Annotated in this window: 20 protein-coding genes and 1 pseudogene; 8 read left to right on the forward strand and 13 right to left on the reverse strand. The window is 68.4% G+C overall.

Annotated features, from left to right (window positions below; all coding sequences use genetic code 11):
- Positions 1–8: 8 nt before the first annotated feature.
- Together AB4879_RS27120 and AB4879_RS27125 are read right to left on the reverse strand one after the other, a co-directional pair.
- The gene (locus tag AB4879_RS27120) at positions 9–518 is read right to left on the reverse strand and encodes a polyadenylate-specific 3'-exoribonuclease AS (RefSeq protein ID WP_083122835.1); all 510 of its coding nucleotides are present in this window, start codon (positions 516–518) and stop codon (positions 9–11) included.
- A gap of 10 nt (positions 519–528) precedes the next feature.
- Positions 529–1,344 carry a hypothetical protein gene (locus AB4879_RS27125; protein WP_370510240.1) on the reverse strand — a complete coding sequence of 272 codons (816 nt, stop codon included), beginning with the start codon at positions 1,342–1,344 and terminating at the stop codon, positions 529–531.
- Positions 1,345–1,491: 147 nt separating this feature from the next.
- Here AB4879_RS27125 and AB4879_RS27130 point away from each other — a divergent pair, with 147 nt between their 5' ends.
- Positions 1,492–2,775 carry a glycosyltransferase 87 family protein gene (locus AB4879_RS27130; RefSeq protein ID WP_370510047.1) on the forward strand — a complete coding sequence of 428 codons (1,284 nt, stop codon included), beginning with the start codon at positions 1,492–1,494 and terminating at the stop codon, positions 2,773–2,775.
- On the opposite strand, the gene AB4879_RS27135 is transcribed toward AB4879_RS27130, so the two are convergent.
- The 5 genes from AB4879_RS27135 to AB4879_RS27155 all read right to left on the reverse strand — a co-directional run bounded on the left by AB4879_RS27135 (position 2,717) and on the right by AB4879_RS27155 (position 6,101).
- A complete protein-coding gene (locus tag AB4879_RS27135; RefSeq protein WP_370510048.1) occupies positions 2,717–3,460 on the reverse strand; it encodes a lysophospholipid acyltransferase family protein in 744 nt (247 codons plus the stop codon). The genes AB4879_RS27130 and AB4879_RS27135 overlap by 59 nt on opposite strands.
- A 106-nt stretch (positions 3,461–3,566) precedes the next feature.
- Positions 3,567–3,932 carry a hypothetical protein gene (locus AB4879_RS27140; RefSeq protein WP_370510049.1) on the reverse strand — a complete coding sequence of 122 codons (366 nt, stop codon included), beginning with the start codon at positions 3,930–3,932 and terminating at the stop codon, positions 3,567–3,569.
- Positions 3,929–5,182, reverse strand: a complete 1,254-nt coding sequence (locus AB4879_RS27145) for an ArsA family ATPase (protein WP_370510050.1) — start codon at positions 5,180–5,182, stop codon at positions 3,929–3,931. Before AB4879_RS27145 ends, AB4879_RS27140 begins: the two co-directional genes overlap by 4 nt.
- Positions 5,183–5,617: an SRPBCC family protein gene (locus AB4879_RS27150; protein WP_083122818.1), complete on the reverse strand. Its 435-nt coding sequence runs from the start codon at positions 5,615–5,617 to the stop codon at positions 5,183–5,185.
- 94 nt (positions 5,618–5,711) lie between these two features.
- Positions 5,712–6,101, reverse strand: a complete 390-nt coding sequence (locus tag AB4879_RS27155) for a polyketide cyclase / dehydrase and lipid transport (protein WP_102805452.1) — start codon at positions 6,099–6,101, stop codon at positions 5,712–5,714.
- Positions 6,102–6,166: 65 nt separating this feature from the next.
- On the opposite strand from AB4879_RS27155, the gene AB4879_RS27160 reads away from it, so the two are divergent.
- A complete protein-coding gene (locus tag AB4879_RS27160; protein WP_370510051.1) occupies positions 6,167–7,966 on the forward strand; it encodes a long-chain fatty acid--CoA ligase in 1,800 nt (599 codons plus the stop codon).
- Positions 7,967–8,002: 36 nt separating this feature from the next.
- Positions 8,003–8,488: a hypothetical protein gene (locus AB4879_RS27165; protein ID WP_199189749.1), complete on the forward strand. Its 486-nt coding sequence runs from the start codon at positions 8,003–8,005 to the stop codon at positions 8,486–8,488.
- An 85-nt stretch (positions 8,489–8,573) separates the two neighbouring features.
- On the opposite strand, the gene AB4879_RS27170 is transcribed toward AB4879_RS27165, so the two are convergent.
- The 5 genes from AB4879_RS27170 to AB4879_RS27190 form a co-directional block, all read right to left on the reverse strand.
- Positions 8,574–9,224, reverse strand: a complete 651-nt coding sequence (locus AB4879_RS27170; RefSeq protein WP_370510052.1) for a cutinase family protein — start codon at positions 9,222–9,224, stop codon at positions 8,574–8,576.
- 11 nt (positions 9,225–9,235) lie between these two features.
- Positions 9,236–10,384 carry a glycosyltransferase family 4 protein gene (locus tag AB4879_RS27175; protein ID WP_370510053.1) on the reverse strand — a complete coding sequence of 383 codons (1,149 nt, stop codon included), beginning with the start codon at positions 10,382–10,384 and terminating at the stop codon, positions 9,236–9,238.
- An 11-nt stretch (positions 10,385–10,395) separates the two neighbouring features.
- A complete protein-coding gene (locus AB4879_RS27180) occupies positions 10,396–11,169 on the reverse strand; it encodes a hypothetical protein (RefSeq protein WP_370510241.1) in 774 nt (257 codons plus the stop codon).
- A 73-nt stretch (positions 11,170–11,242) separates the two neighbouring features.
- Positions 11,243–12,415 carry a peptidoglycan hydrolase RipC gene (gene ripC, locus AB4879_RS27185; RefSeq protein WP_370510054.1) on the reverse strand — a complete coding sequence of 391 codons (1,173 nt, stop codon included), beginning with the start codon at positions 12,413–12,415 and terminating at the stop codon, positions 11,243–11,245.
- A 177-nt stretch (positions 12,416–12,592) separates the two neighbouring features.
- Positions 12,593–12,814 (reverse strand): hypothetical protein, encoded by a 222-nt coding sequence (locus AB4879_RS27190; RefSeq protein WP_370510055.1) that lies wholly within the window; start codon positions 12,812–12,814, stop codon positions 12,593–12,595.
- A 137-nt stretch (positions 12,815–12,951) separates the two neighbouring features.
- Here AB4879_RS27190 and AB4879_RS27195 point away from each other — a divergent pair.
- A pseudogene (locus AB4879_RS27195) lies at positions 12,952–14,763 on the forward strand (DEDD exonuclease domain-containing protein); the annotation flags it as partial.
- Here the strand turns inward: AB4879_RS27195 and trpD are convergent.
- Entirely contained in the window at positions 14,701–15,783 is a 1,083-nt protein-coding gene (gene trpD / locus AB4879_RS27200; RefSeq protein ID WP_370510056.1) for an anthranilate phosphoribosyltransferase, read from the reverse strand. The pseudogene AB4879_RS27195 and the gene trpD overlap by 63 nt on opposite strands.
- A 112-nt stretch (positions 15,784–15,895) precedes the next feature.
- Here trpD and AB4879_RS27205 point away from each other — a divergent pair, with 112 nt between their 5' ends.
- Genes AB4879_RS27205 through AB4879_RS27220 form a run of 4 tightly spaced genes read left to right on the forward strand, consistent with a single transcriptional unit; the run spans position 15,896 to position 20,206 of the window.
- Positions 15,896–16,507 carry a heme-copper oxidase subunit III gene (locus AB4879_RS27205; protein WP_036344655.1) on the forward strand — a complete coding sequence of 204 codons (612 nt, stop codon included), beginning with the start codon at positions 15,896–15,898 and terminating at the stop codon, positions 16,505–16,507.
- Between the two features lie 11 nt (positions 16,508–16,518).
- Positions 16,519–17,364 (forward strand): c-type cytochrome, encoded by an 846-nt coding sequence (locus tag AB4879_RS27210; protein WP_370510057.1) that lies wholly within the window; start codon positions 16,519–16,521, stop codon positions 17,362–17,364.
- Positions 17,361–18,515, forward strand: coding sequence for a ubiquinol-cytochrome c reductase iron-sulfur subunit (locus tag AB4879_RS27215; protein ID WP_102805746.1), 1,155 nt, complete (start codon positions 17,361–17,363; stop codon positions 18,513–18,515). The genes AB4879_RS27210 and AB4879_RS27215 overlap by 4 nt, the downstream gene beginning before the upstream one ends.
- On the forward strand, positions 18,512–20,206 hold the full coding sequence (locus AB4879_RS27220; RefSeq protein ID WP_102805462.1) for a cytochrome bc complex cytochrome b subunit: 1,695 nt from the start codon (positions 18,512–18,514) through the stop codon (positions 20,204–20,206). The genes AB4879_RS27215 and AB4879_RS27220 overlap by 4 nt, the downstream gene beginning before the upstream one ends.
- Positions 20,207–20,221: the final 15 nt, after the last annotated feature.

Raw genomic sequence — 20,221 nt, forward strand, 5'->3', positions numbered from 1 at the left:
ATCCCCTTTTACCGGCTGACCGGCGTCGCACCCAGGTCGACGCCGGTGGTCATCAGCACATACCGGCGCCGGTTGTGGCGGGCGTCGACCAGGGCGTCGTGGGTGTCCTGCGGTCGCGGCGGCATCCGGGGGCTGCCGCGGTCCTCCCAGAACTGGCGCAGCTCGCGGGTGAACCGCGGGATCTGCGGCGGCAGGCTGGTCATCGGCCCCCACAGCTGACAGAGCGCGACGTGGTCGTAGGCGGCCACCCAGGCCCACAGCTCGATCGGCTCGTCGCCGTCGATACCCAGGAACTCCTCCAGGCCCTCCCGGATCTGACGGCGCGAGCGCCACAGCTGCGACGACGGGCTCGGGAGCTTCGGCAAGACGTTGGTGCGCACCCACCGGCCTGCGGAGTCCGGGTCGAACTCGGTGGAGATCGCGTAGAACTCGCGTCCGTCGTCGGCCACCACGCCGATCGAGATCAGGTCGATGATCCGACCGTTGTCGATGAACTCCGTGTCGTAGAAGTACCGCACCGGCCGCACCCTATCCCTTCGCCTCGGCCCGGTTCGGCGGCGCGGGCGCGGCGTGAATCTCCTTGTCGAGCTCGGCGTCGACCTCGGCGTCGGCCGGGAAGCTCGGCTCACCGGCGATGATGTGCTGCAACCACAACTTGGCCTGCACGACGGGGCGGCGCATGTAGCGTTCCCGCTCCAGGGCTTTGTGCATCTTCCTGGGCTTGTCCTGGTAGTGCCAGCGCGCCCACGGCGCATGCGGCCGGGACAGCCGGATCGCACCGATGATCAGCAGCGGCGTGATGAACATCCCGATCAGGCCGGTCCACACCTTGCCCTTGAGCAGCACCACGACGGCCAGCGCGAGCGTCAGCACGGCGAGCACGACGACCAGGGTGCGCGCGCCGACGGAATCGTCGGCCCGCCAGATCCCGATGTCGAAGAACGACAGCGGGTTGAAACCCATGATCAGCAGCCCGGCGACGGCGATCGCGGCGAACACCGCGTCCACCGAGGCGCGGCCGTCCTCGGCCCAGTAGACGTCCTCCAGGTGCAGGATGAGCGCGAACTCGTCGAGAACCAGTGCCGCGCCGATGCCGAAAACGATTGCAGCAGCGGTGAACTCGCTGGTCCCGCCCTCGGTGGCCATCGTCACCATGGCGACTCCGGAGATCATCACCAGGATGATGCCGAACACCGCGTGGTGGATGTGCAGGCCGCCGTGGCCGGAGATGTTGCGCGGCTGCCACCATTTGCGGGGAGCGTCGCTGCCGGCGTTGTGCCGGATGTAGCGGACGATCGTGCGCGTCACGAAGAACGTGAGGATGAACGCGATCAAACACCACATCAACGGCACGCGCCCGGGAGCGACGACGTCGAAGTGCAGGTGGTAGGACACGGGACGTGAAGATACGCGCCGACACGCGCCGATGGGCCCGGCACGGCCGGGATACCTCCGGCGCGTCGCGGCGCCGGAGATAGTCTGGTTTGCGAGATGAGTAGCGACGTGGGCAGTTCGGCGCGGCCCTGGTTGGTCGCCGGGTGGCGGGTGACGCAGGTCGCGATCGTCGCGCTCCTGGTCTATGCCGGCTGGCTGCTGTTCGGGCATATCCCCTACCGGATCGACATCGAGGTCTACCGGATGGGCGGCCAGGCGTGGCTGCACGGCCAGTCCCTCTACGCCGGTGATGCGACGTTCCACACCACGATCGGGCTCGGTCTGCCGTTCACCTATCCCCCGCTGGCGGCCATCGTGTTCAGTCCGTTCGCCTGGGTGTCGCTGTCGGTGGCGAGCGTGATCATCACCGTGATCACGCTGGTCCTGCTGCTGGTGTCCACCTGGATCGTGCTGACCCGCCTGGCGGTGTGGCCGGCCTCGGCGCTGACCCGGGAGCCGGCGTGGCTGCGCCGGGCCTGGCTGTCGGCGGGCCTCGTGGCGCTGGCGGTGATGTATCTGGAACCCATCGACGCCAACTTCGCGTTCGGCCAGATCAACGTTGTGCTGATGACGTTGGTGATCGCCGACTGCGTGCCGCGCCGCACTCCCTGGCCGCGCGGGATGCTGCTCGGGGTGGCGATCGCGCTGAAGCTGACCCCGGCGGTCTTCCTGCTGTATCTCCTGCTGCGCCGCGATGGTCGCGCCGCGCTGACCGCGGCCGGCACGTTCGTCGCGGCCAGCCTGCTGGGCTGTGCGTTGGCCTGGCGCGATTCGCTGGAGTACTGGACCACCACGATCCGCCACACCGACCGGATCGGCAGTGCGGCGCTCAACACCAACCAGAACATCGCGGGCGCACTGGCCCGCCTGGGCCTGGACAAGAGCACCCACTTCATCCTCTGGACGCTGGCCTGCTTCGCCGTCCTGGGCCTGACCATCTGGGCGGTCCGCCGGGTGCTGGCCGCCGGCGAACCGACGCTGGCGCTGATGTGTGTCGCCCTGTTCGGGCTGATGGTCTCGCCGGTCTCGTGGTCACATCACTGGGTCTGGGCGTTGCCGACCGTGATCACGGCGACGGTGGCCGCCTACCGACGGCGCAACATAGCGCTCGGCGTGGTGACCGCTGCCGGGGTGGCGTTGATGGTGTGGATTCCGCTGGAGTTGCTGCCCCAGCATCACGAGGAGTCGGCGTCGTGGTGGCGACAGCTGCTCGGAATGTCCTATGTCTGGTGGGCCTTGGCCGTGATCATCGTCGCGGGGCTGACGGTGACCACGCCGATCGCTAACCTGCGGCGGACTCCGGGATCCGCGCCGGTGGCTGATCTGGTCCACCCTGCTTAGGGCCCCCGGGTTCCTCGCTGTTCTTCAACGTCGCGGCGTAGATGTCGACGTACTCCTGACCGGACAGCTCCATCAGCTCGTACATGACCTCGTCGATGACGGCCCGCTCGATGAAGCGGTTGCCCGCCAGACCGTCGAACCGGGAGAAGTCCATCGGCTTGCCGAAGCGCACCGTCACCCGGCCGAAGCGCCACATCTTGGATCCCGGCGGGTTCACGACGTCGGTTCCGATCATCGCGACGGGAATCACCGGGACCTGCGTCTCGAGCGCGAGGCGCGCCAGTCCGGTCTTGCCCTTGTACAGCCGGCCGTCCGGGGAGCGGGTGCCCTCCGGATACATCCCCATCAGCTTGCCCTGCGACAGCAGTCGCTCGGCGGTGGTCAGCGCCGCCTGCGCGGCGTCGGCGTCGGTGCGATCGATCGGGACCTGGCCGGCCACGGTGTAGAACCACCGGGTGAACCAGCCCTTGATGCCGGTGCCGGTGAAGTATTCGGACTTGGCCAGGAACGTGATCCGTCGCCGGACCACCAGCGGGAGGTAGAAACTGTCCGCCACCGCCAGGTGGTTGCTGGCCAGGATTGCCGGGCCGTTGTCTGGAAGATGTTCCAGCCCTTCGACTTTCGGCCTACCTAACAGAGCCAGCAACGGGCCCATGAAGATGTACTTGAACAGCCAGTACCACATGGAGCCTCCCGATCACCGCACGCTTTCGTGCAACTGTACCCAGGTCCGCGGACACCGACCACAGGTCGCACCCGGTTCTCACCGGATCATCAGGGCGCGGCCAGCGTCAGTCCTCGACGCTGACCGGAATGTGTTGGTAGCGGCTGCCGGGGCGCTCCGGCGAATCCGGGCCCGGCCGGTCCGGGGGTGTGCGGTCCGGATCGGGCGGGCTCGTGCCGTCCTCGGCGATGATCGTCCGGATCACCGTCACCAGCGCCACGCTGTGCTCGGCGACCACGGTCAGCAGCGGATGTTGTTCGCCGTTGACCAGCGCTGCCAGCGCGCACACCGGGCACCACACCTGCTGGCACTTGCCCTGCCCGCCACCGGATGCCATTGCGGCACCGGCCCGCACGGCCGGGTCGAGCCGGTCGAGGATCGCCTGGGCCAGGGCGCGCAGTTCGGGCCCCAGGTCGGGGTGCTGGCCGTTCACGCGGGCCACACCTCCGGATTGGGTCGAAAGCGCACGGTCAGCTCGGTACCGCGCAGGGCCGCATCCATCACGATGCACCGCCGCAGCACCGACGCCAGTCGTACCCGGCGCCGCATCCCCGCGGCGCCGATGATCAGGTCGTCGTCGACCCGGCCCAGCGTCAGCGTGCCCGGATCGATTTGCGGCAACTCTAGCCGCATCCGGTAGACGGCATCGAGCCCTGAGCCCGATTCGCGGTCCACCACCGGCTTCAGTGGCCCGGGCGGCGCGGAGCCGTCCCGCCGCCGGACGCTGTCGAGTAGTTGGCCGAGCGCCTTGGGGCCGATCGGCTCACCGGCCAGGTGGGGGGCCAGCACCAGTTGAACGTCGCCGATGGTGGCGGCGAGCTCGTCGAGCACCGATTGCTGTTCGGAGATCCGCTCGGCGTACCAGCCGAACGCCGGATGGTCCGGAAGATTGCGGTACTCGTACGAATCATCTTGGACAAGAACCTGATTCACGATCAATTCGGCGACCTGTACACCCATCAGCACCAGCGAGCCCAGGGTGCGGACCGCCTCGGCGGCCACCACCCGCTCAGCGGTGAGCACCAGGTGGGCACTGACCCGTTCGGCATCGGTGAGCAGGGCGGACAACCCTTCGACGGCCCCACTGATGCCCTCGACCACGGCGACGGTGGCCGCGGCGTGCATGCCGTCGACGGCGGCGCTGAGCCGGCGATGCCGTGGCCACGCCCGCTCGATGTACATCGCGAAGGCGGCAGGCAGCGTCAGCATCCGCATCGCATCGGCCGTCGAGGCGCAGTCGACCACGACGTAATCCCACCGGCCGGAGTCGGCCAGCGCGGCGACCTCGGCCAGCCCTAATACCTCCTGAATGCCAGGCAGAGCGGAAAGCTCTTCCGGGGCAACGTCTTTGATGTCAGACTCGGGAAATCTGGCGGCCAACACCGGCGCGACGGCCCGCCATCTGTCCGCGAGCAGGGCCAGGGTGTCCAGCGCCAGCGCGTCGAGGTGACCGCCGGCGGTGTCGTCGGTGTCCTCCTCGGTGAGGATCCGCACCGGCTCGCGGGACCCGGTCGGCGCGACCACCACCCCGAGAACATCGCCGAGCGAGTGGGCCTGATCGGTGGACACGGCCAGCACCCGCTGCCCGGCCAGCGCCGCCCGGACCGCCGTCGCCGAGGCCAGCGTCGACTTGCCGACGCCGCCTTTGCCGACGAAGAAACTGATCCGGGCCCGATCAGTCACTCAGCCCTCGACCCATTTCTTCAGGTCCTTGAGCGCGGTGTCGGTCAGCCTGCGCTCGGCCTTGCGCTTGAGCAGGCCGATCATCGGGATCATCAGATCCACCGACAACTCGTAGGTGACATCGGTTCCAGAACCTTTGGGTTGCAACGTGTATGCGCCGTCGAGTGCGCGCAAGAGCGAGCTTGAAACCAATGACCAGCGCACCGACTTGCGGTCGGCCGGCCACTCGTAAGCCAGCACCATGGTGTCTTTCAGAACGGCGGCGTCCAGAACCAGGCGCGCGACCAGCGGGTAACCGGCGTCGTCGGACTCGATGACCTCGGTCTCCTTGTATTCGGAAACCCACTGCGGGTACGACCCGATATCGGCGATGACATCCATCACGGTGCGGGGGTCCGCGTCGATGTAGATGGTCTGCGCCGTCTTGTCAGCCACTGTTGCCAATTCCCATCGCTTGCGCTGCGTGACCCGACAGGGTCCGCTCCCTCGGCCACAAAGGTACCCTCCCGCCCGAGGGTCTGACCTGATATCAGGTGGCGGGTGCGACGCCCACCGGGCGGGACGCCTCCAGCGTCGATTTCACCTCGAACGCCATCCGTTTACCGGCCACCCGGCGCTGATGCGTGAGCTTCGCGAGGTTCATCTTGGCCAGCTGCCAGGCCGCGACCCCCGAGGGCTCGGCGTGCAGAAAGTAATGCAGCAGCACCCCGTCGAGCACCGGCTCCAGCCAGATCTCCATGGTCCCGGTCAGCGGGCCGGTCACCGTCCATCGCACGCCCTTGTCGGCACGGTCCTCGACGACCTCGAGCCGCAGGTCCGGCCACCACCGCCGCCAGCTCGCCCGGTCCGCGACCGCGCGCCCGACCGCCGCCGGATCTGCCGCGACAAACGTCTCGTCGGCGACCTGGATGCTGTTCATGCCAACAGCTTCACATATCGGGTCCACGGGCAGGGTGCCCGGCTGCCGGTGACTACGCTGTTGACATGCGTGAGTACAACGTTCCGGCGTCGTTCACCGTCGGAGAGCATGACAATGTCGTCAGCTCGGTGTACGACCACGAGCGCACCGATCCGAGCTACGTGATTGTGCAGCGGCAGGTCGAGGGCGGTTGGACCGACGTGACGTGCGCCGAGGTCGCCGCCCAGATCCGCTCGGCGGCGCTGGGATTGATCGCCGAGGGCGTGCAGGCCGGCGACCGGGTGGCGATCCTGTCGGCGACCCGCTACGAGTGGGTGATCCTCGATTACGCGATCCTGTCGGTCGGCGGGGTGACGGTGCCCATCTACGAGACGTCCTCGACCGACCAGGTCCGCTGGGTGCTCCAGGACTCCGGGGCGGTGCTGGTGTTCACCGAGACCGAGTCCCACGCTCAGATGGTCAAGGAGCTCCAGGACGAGCTGCCGGACCTTCGCAAGGCCCTGCGGATCGAGTCCTCGGGACCCACCGCGCTCGACGAGCTGGCCAAGGCCGCCGCCGGCGCGGACCCCGCAGAGCTGGAACGCCGGCTGGCGGCGCTGCGTTCGGCCGACCCGGCGACATTGATCTACACCTCGGGCACCACCGGCCGACCCAAGGGCGTGCAGCTCACGCACGCCAACCTGCTGTTCGAAACCCGCGGCACCACAACATGTTTCCCGACTCTGCTGCGCCAGCACGAGCGGTTGCTGGTCTTTTTGCCGTTGGCGCATGTGCTGGCGCGCGCCTTGTCGATGACCGCGTTCGCCAACAAGGTGACGCTCGGCTACACCAGCGACATCAAGAACCTCGTGCCGATGCTGCAGTCCTTCAAGCCGACGATCGTGGTGTCGGTTCCCCGAGTGTTCGAAAAGGTCTACAACACAGCCGAATTGAATGCCCGCAACAGCGGCCGGGGCGCCGTTTTCGAGCTGGCCGCCAAGACCGCGATCGCCTACAGCGAGGCACTGGCCGGCAATGGCCCCAACCTGCTGCTGAAGCTCGGCCACGCCGTCTTCGACCGACTGGTGTACAGCAAGCTGCGGGCCGCCCTTGGCGGTGACTGCCACGCCGCGATCTCGGGCGGCGCGCCGTTGGGCAAGCGGCTCGGCCACTTCTATCGCGGCGCCGGCCTGTCGATCTACGAGGGCTACGGACTGACCGAGACCAGCGCGGCGATCACGGTGAACCGCATCGGTGAGCTCAAGGTGGGCACGGTCGGAAAGTTGGTGCCGGGCAACAGCATGGCGCTCGCCGAAGACGGCGAGCTGCTGGTCAAGGGTGGCGTCGTGTTCGACGGTTACTGGCACAACGAGAAGGCGACCGGCGAGGCGATCGTCGACGGCTGGTTCCATACCGGGGATCTGGCCAGCATCGACGCCGACGGTTTCGTGTCGATCACCGGCCGCAAGAAGGAGATCATTGTCACCGCGGGCGGCAAGAACGTCGCCCCTGCCGTGCTCGAAGACGCCCTGCGGGCCCATCCGCTGATCAGCCAGGCGATGGCCGTCGGCGACAACCAGCCGTTCATCGGTGCCCTGATCGCCATCGACCCTGAGTCGTTCGAGGGGTGGAAGACCCAGCACGGCAAGGCCGCCGGCGCCTCGGTGGGTGATCTGCGGACGGATCCGGATCTGATCGCCGAGATCGAGTTGGCCGTCAAGGACGCGAATCAGCATGTCTCCCATGCCGAATCGATCCGCAAGTTCCGAATACTGCCCGAGGACTTCACTGTGCAGACCGGTGAACTGACCCCGACGCTGAAGGTCAAGCGCAATGTGGTTGCGGAAAAGTTCGCCGACGAGATCGGAGCGATCTATGCGAAGTAGCCCCGCGGCGCGCCCGATGCAGGTAAAGGTACGAACATGGTGAGCAAACTTCCTGCCGGTGTGACCGCTGTCGCCGGCGCGATCATGGTGTCAACGGCGATGGTCGGGTCCCCGGTCGCGTCGGCCGACAGCTACGCAGGCGAGACCTACGGCGATGCCGCCAGCGCACTGAGCGGGTCAGGCCTGACGGCCGTCGTGGCCGGGCGGGTTGGCTCGGAGTTGCCGACGGATCAGTGCATCGTGACACGTTCGCAGAAGGCACCCTGGGTCAAGGGCGACAACTTCCAGCAGACCAACAACACGGTGCTGCTGTTCCTGAACTGCAACGCCGCCGTCGCGACAGCAGGCAAGCCCGGCAACTCGGCAGCCAGTCCAGAGGGGCAGCAGGCGCTCAAGGACGAGCAGGCCTATGAGTGGAAGAGCACGACCGAGGACGGCGCCGCATGGTGCGCCGAGAACATGAAGGCTCATCCCACGTGGACGGGCAACGCGTTCGACGGCTGCCCGGGCACCGGCACGTAGCGACCCCGGTGAGCCTGTGCAGCCGCGCCGGCGGCCACCGCGGTCACCCACGGGCGAAACAGCAGGAAACCGGCGAGGATACCCGTCAGAGCAGGCCGGCCACGAAGCCTGCCGCCTGGTCGGGGTACGGCGGCAGCTCGTAGTTGCTGTGGGCGGCACGGTCGAGGCCGGGCGAGCAGATCGGGTCGCCGCCGCTGCAGATGTCGATTGCGCGGCCGGCGAACTGGCCGGTGCTCGACAGCGGGGAGCCGAACCGGGCCCCCGGGTTGCCGAACACCGCAACGGCCGCGATCTGGCCGGCGGCGGCCGGCGGCAGCGGTGGGGCCGAGCCGATGCTGCCGATCCGCTGCCCCACCGGCGGGACACCGGCCAGCATCGACACCGCCGCCGCCCCTTGGGAGAACCCACCGAGCACCAGGGTGGTCTGCGGGCAGCGCGCCCCCATATCCGCGATGCGGGCGGCCGCGTCGTCGGCGCCGGACGCCGCGGCGAGGAAGTTGAAGCTCGCCGGGTAGTTCACCGCGTAGGTGCCCATGCTGCGCCCGCCCAGGCGGGGCGCGAGCGCGTCGGCGAAGGCCTGCCCCACCCGCCCGAGGCCGGGCGGCTCACCGGTGCCGCGGGCGAAGATCACCTCGACGTCGGGGCAGTCGTCGGCCGTCGCGGCGCCGACCGGGCCGACCAGGGCTGCACCTGCGGCCAGAACGGCACCGAACGCGGCGACCCGGGTTCGGCTCATCTTGAGCATCGTCACACGGCGTGGTCGGCCACGCGCAGGAGTTCGGAAAGCCGCGCGGTGTGCGCCGCCCAGTTCCAGTCCTTCTCGACCCATCGCCTGCCGGCCTCCCCCATCCGCGCACCGAGGGTGGGGTCGTCGAGGATGCCTGAGACGGCCTCGGCGATCTCCTCGACCGAACGCCCGTCCACCACCCGTCCGGTTTCGCCGTCTTTCACGGTCTCGGGCGCACCTCCGGAGTTCCCGGCCACCACCGGCACGCCCGCGGCCGACGCCTCCAGGAAGACGATGCCGAGACCCTCCACATCCAGCCCGGAACCCCTTGTGCGACAGGGCATTGCAAAGACGTCAGCCATCGCGTAGTGGGCTGCCAGCTCGGCACTGGGCACCGCCCCGGTGAACACCACATCGTCGGTGACGCCCACCTGCGCGGCGAGCTTGTGCAGGTCGTCGGCGTAGGGGCCGTTGCCGACGATCACCAGCGCGGCGTCGGGCACCCGGCGGCGGATACCGGGCAGCGCCTTGATCAGCATGTCCTGGCCTTTGCGCGGCACCAGCCGCGACAGGCAGACCACGGTGGGCCGCTCGCCAAGGCCGTAGCGGCAACGCAGGTCGGCCCGGGCTGCGGGGTCTGTACGGAAGCGGTCGGCATCGACGCCGGGCGGCAGGTGTTCCAGTGCGGCGTTCGGCCCGAACGCCGAGGCGAACCGCCCGCGGGTGTAGTGACTGACGAATGTCACGACGTCGGTGGTGTCGCCGATGCGGCGCAGCGCGGAACGCGCGATCGGCAGCATCGACCAGCCCACCTCGTGGCCGTGGGTGCTGGCCACCACCCGGCGGGCGCCTGCGCCGCGGGCGCGGCCGGCGAGCAGCGCCAGGGGGGCGGCGGCCCCGAACCACACCGTGTCGATGTCGTGCTCACGGATCAGCTCGCGCATCCGGCGGTCCACCCCGGGCTCGGGCAGCATCAACGTGCCGGGGTGGCGGACGATGCGGTAACCGGCCGCCTGGTCGTAGGCCTGGGCGTCTTTCCACGCTGGGGCGTAGACGGTGATCTGGTGTTCACCGCTGTCCGCAAGCCGTCCGACGAACTGCTCCAAGTAGGACTGGATACCGCCCCGACGGGGTGGAAAGTCATTGGTGACCAGCAGGACTCGCGTCATCGCGGTACACGCTAGCCGGTCAACCACTGGGCCCAGCGGGCGCGTAGCGCGGTGGTGTCGGTGTTCAGCGCGCGACGCACGGCCGTCGCGAAGTCACCGTGGCCGGGCCCGCACGCCTCGGTGTAGAGCCTTCGCAAGGCATCGACGCCGTAGGTGTCGGCCACGAACCGGGCGAACCACCAGGCCCGGTCGTAGCCGTGGACACGCTGCGGACCGGCGGCGTCCAGATCGGCGTCGGCGGGCAGCGCGGTATCCGCGGCCGCACCCGGCGGTAGCGGCGTGGGCGGCCGGGCGACGAAGTCGGCCACCCCTTCGACCAGCCAGCGGGGCGCGTCCAGGACGGTGTCGGCACGAGCGGCGAGGTGAAACAGCTCGTGGGTCAACACGATTCGCAGCGACTGATCGTTCATCGCGACGGCACCCGGGGCGAACACCATGCGCTGCCCACTGGCCCGATGGTGCGCGAAATCGACCTGGTCGGCGACCGAGACCGCGGCGATGTCCTGCCACTGGCCGCGCGGATCCAGGCCGGCTTGGGTGAGAAATTCCTGCTGCGAGCCGGTGGCGATGATGACGATCTCGCGATCCCAGTCGGTGCCCCAGAACTTCTCGACGGCGGCGACGGCGGCACCGATGTCCCCGGCGATGCGGGTGAGCAGGCCGTCGGTGCGGTCTCCACCGAGGCTGATCAGTCGCACGGTGCGACCGTCGCCGACGATCAGGGGCGACGGTGCGGGGACTGCGGAGCGCGGCGACGGCGGAGTCGCCGACGGCACTGCTACCAGTGCCGAGCCACCGAGCAATTCGGTGATGAGAACAACGGCCAGGACGGCCGCGAGCGCGCGCCGCCGGGGTGCGTCAGTAGCGACGGACGTTGTAGATCGGGGCGTTGTTGACCGGAGCGATCATCACCGGCCGGCCGAACGTCGAGGCGTGAACCATCATTCCGTCGCCGATGTAGATCGCCGAGTGCGAGGCGTCGGAGTAGTAGTTCACGACGTCGCCGGGCTGCATCTGGTCCATCGAGACGGGCTGACCACCTGCGGCCAGCGCCTGGCTGGAGTGCGGCAGGAAGATGCCGGCCTGCTGGAAGGCCCACATCACCAGACCGGAGCAGTCGAACTGGTTGGGACCAGATCCACCCCAGACGTACGGGTCACCGATCCGGGTCAGCGCCGCCTGCACGGCGACTGCGCCCTGTTCGCCACCGGCGCCGGGCGTCGGTACGGCGGCCATCGGGGTGACCTGGGCGGCGTCCGGCGGCGGCGGGGCGTCCGGTGCCGGCGGGAGGGCGTCAGGCGGCGGCACATCGTTGAGCGGCGGCAGGCCCGCAGGCGCGGGAGCGGCCAGGATGTCGGCCGGCGGCACCGGTCCGGGGGCGGCCAGCGCGGTGCGCTGCTCCGGGGTGAGCGTCTGGTAACGCGACTTCACAACCGAGATCTGCACCTGCAGCTGAGACTGCTTGCGCTGCAGGTCGGCGCGGACCGCGGCGGCCTGCTCGGCGGCCGTCTTGGCCGCGTCCGCCGACTTGGCGGACTCGGCCTCGGCCTGGCGCAGCTGCTCGTTCACCTGGCGGTAGCTCTGCATCTGGGCGGCCATCTCGGTGGCCATCACTCGCTGCACGGCCATCTTGTCGATCAGGCCCTGCGGCGACTCGGCGGTCAGGATGGCATTGAGGCCGTCGGTGCGGCCACCCATGTAAACCGCGGCAGCAAATTTATCGACCGCACCCTGGTAGGTGGCCAACTGGGCCTTTGCGCTGTCAGCTGCGGCGAGGTCGTCGGTGTGCTTCTTCTCCGCAACGCTCTCCGCCTGCAGCTTCTTGTCAAGATCGAGCTGAGCGGAATGCATCGACTCGGTGAGCTGTTCTGCCTGTCGTGACAGTTCGTTCAGCTTGGCCACACCGTCTTCGGCGGGGTCGGCGTGCGAGGCGCCGGAGATAACGGCGGACAGCACCATGAAGCCCGCAATTCCACCAACTAGAGGGCGTTTGAGAACGCGTTTAGTCAGGTATCTGCGGTCAGAGCTCAAAATTGCGTTCCTTTAAGTGCCGTCGACGTTGATGCATCGAGTGCCTTAGGTCTCGAACAGGTTACGAAATGGCATCGGCGTTGTCCAAACGTGGGGCGGAAATTCAGCAGACTCTCAGCCACCCAAGCCACACCAGTCACAACCTGCCAACCAACCTAGCAGGACGCGGCCTCGGCGCTAGCTGGCGAGCCCCCGCCCCCCGGTGCGGTGGATCGGCACCAGCCGCAACTTCGGCGCCAAGCCCGCCTCAGCAAGCACGTCGAGGGCCGCCCGTTCGTCTTCCAGCAAAGTTTCCGGGACACCGAGCAATACGCTCACCACACAGTCGCGACAACCAGGGCCGCGCACCGCACAGTCGTCGCAGTCGATGACGACCGGTTCGGCTGGCTCCATTCCCATCTCGGGACTCCTTCTATCGAGTTGGCCGCACGCTATCGCCGGGTACCGACAAGTCCGCCCGTCCCGCCACCGGAAAGCCGATCGGTCGCGGAGTGGCACACCGCCGTTGTCGGTGGGTCTGCCTACCGTCAAGTGCTGTGCCGGCCACACCGATCGATGCGCAGCTGAGCTTCGCCGACGTCGACCCCGCGGCCGACGTCTCGCTGCGGGAGACCACATTCGTGGTGGTCGACCTGGAGACCACCGGCGGCCGGGCCACCGCATCGGCCGACGGCTCCCGCGACGCGATCACCGAGATCGGTGCGGTCCGCGTCCGCGGCGGTGAGGTGCTCGGCGAATTCGCCACCCTGGTGGACCCGCAGCGGTCCATCCCGCCGCAGATCGTTCAGCTCACCGGGATCACCACCGCGATGGTCCACGACGCGCCGACCATCGCCGCCGTACTGCCGATGTTCCTCGAGTTCGCCCGTGGCGCCGTGCTGGTCGCCCACAACGCCGGCTTCGACATCGGCTTCCTGAAGTCCGCCGCCGAACAGTGCGGCATCCCCTGGCCCCGGCCGCCGGTGCTGTGCACGGTGCGGCTGGCCCGGCGCGTGCTGACCCGCGAGGAGGCGCCCAGCGTGCGGCTGTCCACACTGGCCGCGCTGGTCGGCTCGGCCACCAAGCCGACCCACCGGGCGCTCGATGACGCCCGCGCCACCGTCGACGTGCTGCACGCGCTGATCGAGCGTGTCGGCAATCAGGGCGTGCACACCTACACCGATCTGCGCGGGTATCTGCCCAACATCTCGAACGCCCAACGGAGCAAACGGGTTTTGGCCCGCACCCTGCCGCACCGTCCGGGGGTGTACCTGTTCCGCGGGCCGGCTCGCGAAGTGCTCTACGTCGGCACCGCCACCGATCTGCGCCGCCGGGTTGGCCAGTACTTCAACGGCGCCGATCCACGCGGCCGGATGAAGGAGATGGTGGCGCTGGCGACAGCGGTCGACCATGTCGAATGCGCCCACGCGCTGGAAGCCGGGGTGCGTGAGCTTCGGCTGCTGGCCGCGCATGCGCCGCCGTACAACCGCCGGTCCCGCTTTCCGCATCGCTGGTGGTGGGTGACGCTCACCGACGAGGCGTTCCCGCGTCTCTCGGTGGTCCGCGAGCCGCGACACGACCGCGCGATCGGCCCGTTCCGGTCGCGGGCCGACGCCCTCGACACCGCGGCCCTGATCGCCCGGTTCACCGGTGTGCGCACCTGTACCAGCCGTATCGGCCGCGCGGCCGAGCACGGACCATCCTGTCCGGAGCGCGAGGTTTCCCCCTGTCCCGCGCCGCGCGGCATCACCGCCGAGCAGTATGCGGCGGCTCCGCAGCTGGCGGCCGCACTGATCGAAGGTCTGGACAACGCCGCGCTCGGTGCGGCCGTCGACCAGGTCGGCGCACTGGCGCAGAAGTCCCGCTACGAAAGCGCGGCGCGGCTGCGTGACCACGTCGCCGTGGCCGTCGACGTGCTGTGGCGGGGGCAACGCCTGCGGTCGCTCAGTGCCGTCGAAGAACTCGTCGCCGCCGCGCCGGACGGTGCGGGCGGCTGGCAGCTGGCGGTGATCCGGCATGGGCAACTCGCCGCGGCAGGCGTCGCGCCGCGTCGGGTTCCCCCGATGCCCGTGGTCGATGCCCTCCGGGCAGGCGCGCAGGTGGTGCTCCCGCGGCCGGCGCCACTGGGCGGCGCGCTGGTCGAAGAGACCGCCCTGATCGCCCGCTGGATCAACAGCGCGGGCGTCCGAATCGTCAGTGCCACAACGGGTTTGACGTCACCGCTGGCCTCTGCCGGACCATGGGCGCAGTGGGCCGCGGCCGCACGCTCGGCACGGTTGGCCGCCGAACAGGCGCAGCGGATGGACTCAGAGCTGCTGGCTGAACCGCACCCAACGCGCCAAGAGCTGTTCGGCCGCCCCGGAGTCGATCGCCTCCGCGGCGCGGGCCAGCCCGTCCTCCCAGCACGGCAGCCATTCGGCGTGGCTGGATAGCCCGCCGTGGGCGACCATCGCCCCGGCCGCGTTGAGGATCACCGCATCGCGCACGGCTCCCGTGGCGCCACCGAGCACCTCGCGCGCTTCCTGGGCGTTATCCTCGGCCTCGCCGCCGACCAGCTCCTCGATGCGGGCCCGGGCGAAACCGAATCCCATCGGGTCGAAGGTGAGCTTGTCGATGGTGCCGGCCTGTACCCGCCAGATCGTGCTGGTGGTCGTGGTGGTCAGTTCGTCCAGGCCGTCGTCGCCGTGCACCACGAGCACACTGCTGCGGCGGGCGGCGAACACCCCGGCCATCACCTCGGCCAGATCGCCGAACGCGCAGCCGATCAGGCCGGCCCGCGGGCTGGCCGGATTGGTCAGCGGCCCAAGCAGATTGAAGACCGTCGGGGTACCTATCTCGCGGCGCGGCGGCCCGGCGAATTTGTACGACGGGTGGAAGACCGGCGCGAAGCAGAACCCGATGCCGACTTCGGCCACGCAGCGGGCCACCTCGTCGGGACCGAGGTCGATGCGCACCCCGAGGGCCTCGAGCATGTCGGCGCCGCCACTCTTGGACGACGCCGCCCGGTTGCCGTGCTTGACGACGGGGATCCCGGCGGCGGCAACCACGATCGCCGCCATCGTCGACAGGTTCACCGTGTTGGCGCGGTCGCCACCGGTGCCCACGATGTCGACGGTGTCGGTGCCGATCTCGTCGGTGGGCACCATGCGCGCGTAGCCGAGCATGGTGTCGGCCAATTCACGTACTTCGGCGGCGGTCGGGCGCTTCATCTTCATCGACACGCCGAAGGCGGCGATCTGAGCCGGCGTCGCGACGCCGCTCATGATCTGGTCCATCGCCCAACTCGCCTGCCCCGGCTGGAGTTCCAGGCTTGCCGTCAACCGGTCCAGGACCTGCGGCCATGACGTATCCGGCGAGCCTGCGCCGGGCGGGGAATGGGGGTGAGTCACGGGCCGATGTTCCCATGCCGCAGGGCATGTCCACACGTCAGTTTTCAGACAGATGTGACCAATTGGCCCCCTGGCTGTACCTCGACAACTACAAAGCGTCATACTTCTTGTTGTGACGAGCGCTGTTGGCACTTCGGGAACTGCGATCACATCGCGCGTACATTCGCTGAACCGGCCGAATATGGTCAGTGTTGGCACCATCGTATGGCTTTCCAGTGAGCTGATGTTCTTTGCTGGACTGTTCGCGATGTACTTCACTGCCCGTGCTCAGGCCGGCGGGGTATGGCCGCCACCGCCCACCGAACTGAACCTGTATCAGGCGGTTCCGGTGACGCTGGTGCTGATCGCATCGTCGTTCACCTGCCAGATGGGTGTGTTCGCGGCCGAGCGCGGTGACGTCTACGGGCTCCGCCGCTGGTACGTGATCACCTTCCTGATGGGACTGTTCTTCGTCCTCGGACAGGGCTACGAGTACTACCACCTGGTCACTCACGGCACGACCATCGCGGGCAGCTCCTACGGCAGCGTGTTCTACCTCGCGACCGGTTTCCACGGCCTGCACGTGATCGGCGGTCTCGTCGCATTCGTCCTGCTTCTGCTGCGGACCACGATGAGCAAGTTCACGCCTGCGCAGGCGACTGCCGCGATCGTCGTGTCCTACTACTGGCACTTCGTCGACATCGTGTGGATCGCCCTGTTCGCGACGATCTACTTCATCCGATGAGAAGGGGTTCGATGCTCAAGAGATCGGCGCGGGTGGAGTCTTCGGCGACGCGTGACAAGTCGCGTCGCCGGCTTCGTCGCCGCCTGACCGGTGCAGTACTGCTGCTGGTCGGGCTCGGTGTCGCGGGTGGCCTGGCCGCCACGCTGACACCCACACCGCAGGTCGCGGTGGCCGACGAATCGCAGTCCGCACTGCTGCGCACCGGCAAGCAGCTGTTCGACACCTCGTGTGTCACCTGCCACGGCGCCAACCTCCAGGGCGTCGAGGGCCGCGGCCCCAGCCTGATCGGCGTCGGCGAGGCGGCGGTGTACTTCCAGGTGTCGACCGGCCGCATGCCGGCGATGCGCGGCGAAGCCCAGGCTCCGCGCAAGGACCCGGTCTTCGACGAGGCCCAGATCGACGCGCTCGGCGCCTACGTTCAGGCCAACGGCGGCGGACCGCTGGTCCCCCGCGACGCCAACGGCCAGATCGCCGACCACTCGCTGCTCGGCAACGACGTCGCCCGCGGCGGCGACCTGTTCCGGCTCAACTGCGCCTCGTGCCACAACTTCACCGGCAAGGGCGGCGCCCTGTCGTCGGGTAAGTACGCACCCGACCTCGAGCCGGCCACCCCGGCCCAGATCTACACCGCGATGCTGACCGGCCCGCAGAACATGCCCAAATTCGGCGACCGCCAGCTTTCTCCTGAGGAGAAGAAAGACATCATCGCCTACGTGCGCATGGCGACTCGCGCGCCGGACCCCGGCGGCTACGGCCTCGGCGGGTTCGGCCCCTCATCTGAGGGCATGGCGGCCTGGATCATCGGCATGGTCGCCGTCATCGCCGCGGCGCTGTGGATCGGAGCGAGATCTTCATGAGTGACGTAAATCAGCCCACCGACGAGCAACTCGCTGGGATGTCGCGCGAGGAGTTGGTCGAACTCGGCGGCCGGATGGACGGCGTCGAGACCATCGTCAAGGACCCGCGCTGGCCGGTCGAGGGCACCAAGGCCGAGAAGCGCGCAGCGCGTCTGGTGTCGATCTGGCTGCTGCTCGGCGGCCTGTTCGGTCTGGCGCTGCTGCTGGTCTTCCTGTTCTGGCCGTGGCAGTGGGACGGCTCGAACGAGCGCTCCCTGTCCGAGCTGGCCACCCCGCTCTACGGGTTGACCTTCGGCATGTCGATCCTGGCGATCGGCATCGGCGCGGTGCTCTACCAGAAGAAGTTCATCCCCGAGGAGATCTCGGTCCAGGAGCGCCACGACGGCGCCTCGCCGCTGATCCAGCGCAAGACCGTCGTCGCCAACCTCACCGACGCTCTCGAAGAATCGACGATCAAGCGGCGCAAGCTGGTTGGGCTGTCGCTCGGGATCGGGATGGGCGCGTTCGGCGCAGGCACGCTGGTGGCGTTCATCGGCGGTCTGATCAAGAACCCGTGGAAGCCGGTGGTTCCCACCGCCGAAGGCAAGAAGGCGGTGCTGTGGACCTCGGGATGGACCCCGCGGTTCACCGGCGAGACCATCTTCCTGGCGCGCGCCACCGGCCTGCCGGGCGAGTCGCCGTTCGTGAAGTTGCGACCCGAGGACATCGACGCCGGCGGCATGGAGACGGTGTTCCCGTGGCGTGAGAGCGACGGCGACGGCACCACCGTCGAAAGCCACGAGCGACTGAGCGAAATCGCGATGGGCGTGCGCAATCCGGTGATGCTGATCCGCATCAAGCCGGCCGACATGTCCAAGGTCGTCAAGCGTGCAGGCCAGGAGAGCTTCAACTTCGGCGACCTGTTCGCCTACACCAAGGTCTGTTCGCACCTGGGCTGCCCGGCCTCGCTGTACGAACAGCAGACCTATCGCATCCTGTGCCCGTGCCACCAATCGCAGTTCGACGCACTGCATTTCGCACGGCCGATCTTCGGTCCGGCTGCGCGCGCATTGGCGCAGTTGCCGATCACCATTGACAAGGACGGGTATCTGGTCGCCAACGGCGACTTCGCCGAGCCCGTCGGACCCGCATTCTGGGAGCGCACATCATGAGTCCGAAACTCAACGATGCCCTGGCCAAGCAGGGCGACGCCATCGACTCCCGTTACCACCCGTCGGCCGCGGTTCGACGACAGCTGAACAAGGTCTTTCCCACCCACTGGTCGTTCCTGCTGGGTGAGATCGCGATGTACAGCTTCATCGTGCTGCTGCTCACCGGCGTGTACCTGACGCTGTTCTTCGACCCGTCGATGGCCGAGGTGACGTATCAGGGTGTGTACCAACCGCTTCGCGGCGTCGAGATGTCGAAGGCGTTCGCCTCGGCGCTCGACATCAGCTTCGAGGTGCGCGGTGGCCTGTTCGTCCGCCAGATCCACCACTGGGCCGCGCTGCTGTTCGCCGCGGCGATCATGGTGCACCTGGCGCGCATCTTCTTCACCGGCGCGTTCCGCAGGCCACGTGAGGCCAACTGGGTCATCGGGTCGCTGCTGCTGATCCTGGCCATGTTCGAGGGGTACTTCGGCTACTCGCTGCCCGACGACCTGCTGTCCGGCATCGGCCTTCGTGCGGCGCTGTCGTCGATCACGATGAGCGTGCCGATCGTCGGAACCTGGTTGCACTGGGCGCTGTTCGGCGGTGACTTCCCCTGCGGTGGGCTGGGCTACCAGTGCAGCGCGGTGGGCACCCTGCTCCCCCGGATGTACGCACTGCACATCCTGCTGATCCCCGGAATCATCTTGGCGCTCATCGGTGTTCACCTGGCGCTGGTGTGGTTCCAGAAGCACACCCAGTTCCCCGGCCCCGGCCGCACCGAGAAGAACGTCGTCGGCGTGCGCGTCATGCCGGTCTTCGCGGTGAAGTCCGGTGCGTTCTTCGCGGTGACCGTCGGCATCCTGGGCCTGATGGGTGGTCTGCTGCAGATCAACCCGATCTGGCAGCTCGGCCCCTACAAGCCGTCTCAGGTGTCGGCAGGCAGCCAGCCCGACTTCTACATGATGTGGACCGAAGGCCTGGCCCGTATCTTCCCGCCGTGGGAGCTCTACCTCGGCCACCACACCATCCCGGCGGCGTTCTGGGTCGCGCTGGTCATGGGTCTGGTGTTCGGGCTGCTGATCGCTTACCCGTTCCTGGAGAAGAAGTTCACCGGGGACACCGCGCACCACAACCTGCTGCAGCGCCCGCGTGACGCTCCGACGCGGACCGCGATCGGTGCGATGGCCATCGCGCTGTACATGGTCTGGACGCTGGCCGCGATGAACGACATCATCGCGCTGAAGTTCCACATCTCGCTGAACGCGACGACGTGGATCGGTCGCATCGGTTCGTTGGTGCTGCCTCCGCTGGTGTTCTTCATCGCCTACCGCTGGGCGGTCGGCCTGCAGCGCAGCGACCGTGATGTGCTGGAGCACGGCATCGAGACGGGCATCCTCAAGCGCCTGCCGCACGGTGCCTACGTCGAGCTGCACCAGCCGCTCGGCCCGGTCGACGAGCACGGTCACCCGCTCCCCCTGGAGTACCAGGGAGCGGCTCTGCCCAAGCGGATGAACAAGTTGGGCTCCGGTGGCCGAACCGGCCACGGCAGCTTCCTCACCGCCGATCCGGCGTCCGAGGATGCGGCGCTCAACGAGGCCGCACACGCCGCCGAGCACCGCACACTCACCGCCCTGCGCGAATGGCAGGACAGCGAGTACGGCGGCAACGGGAATGGCAACGGCAACGGAAGTGGCAACGGCCACCACCACTAGGCTCCAACCGAGAGA

Source organism: Mycobacterium sp. SA01 (assembly GCF_041287105.1).
In the GTDB taxonomy this organism is placed as follows: domain Bacteria; phylum Actinomycetota; class Actinomycetes; order Mycobacteriales; family Mycobacteriaceae; genus Mycobacterium.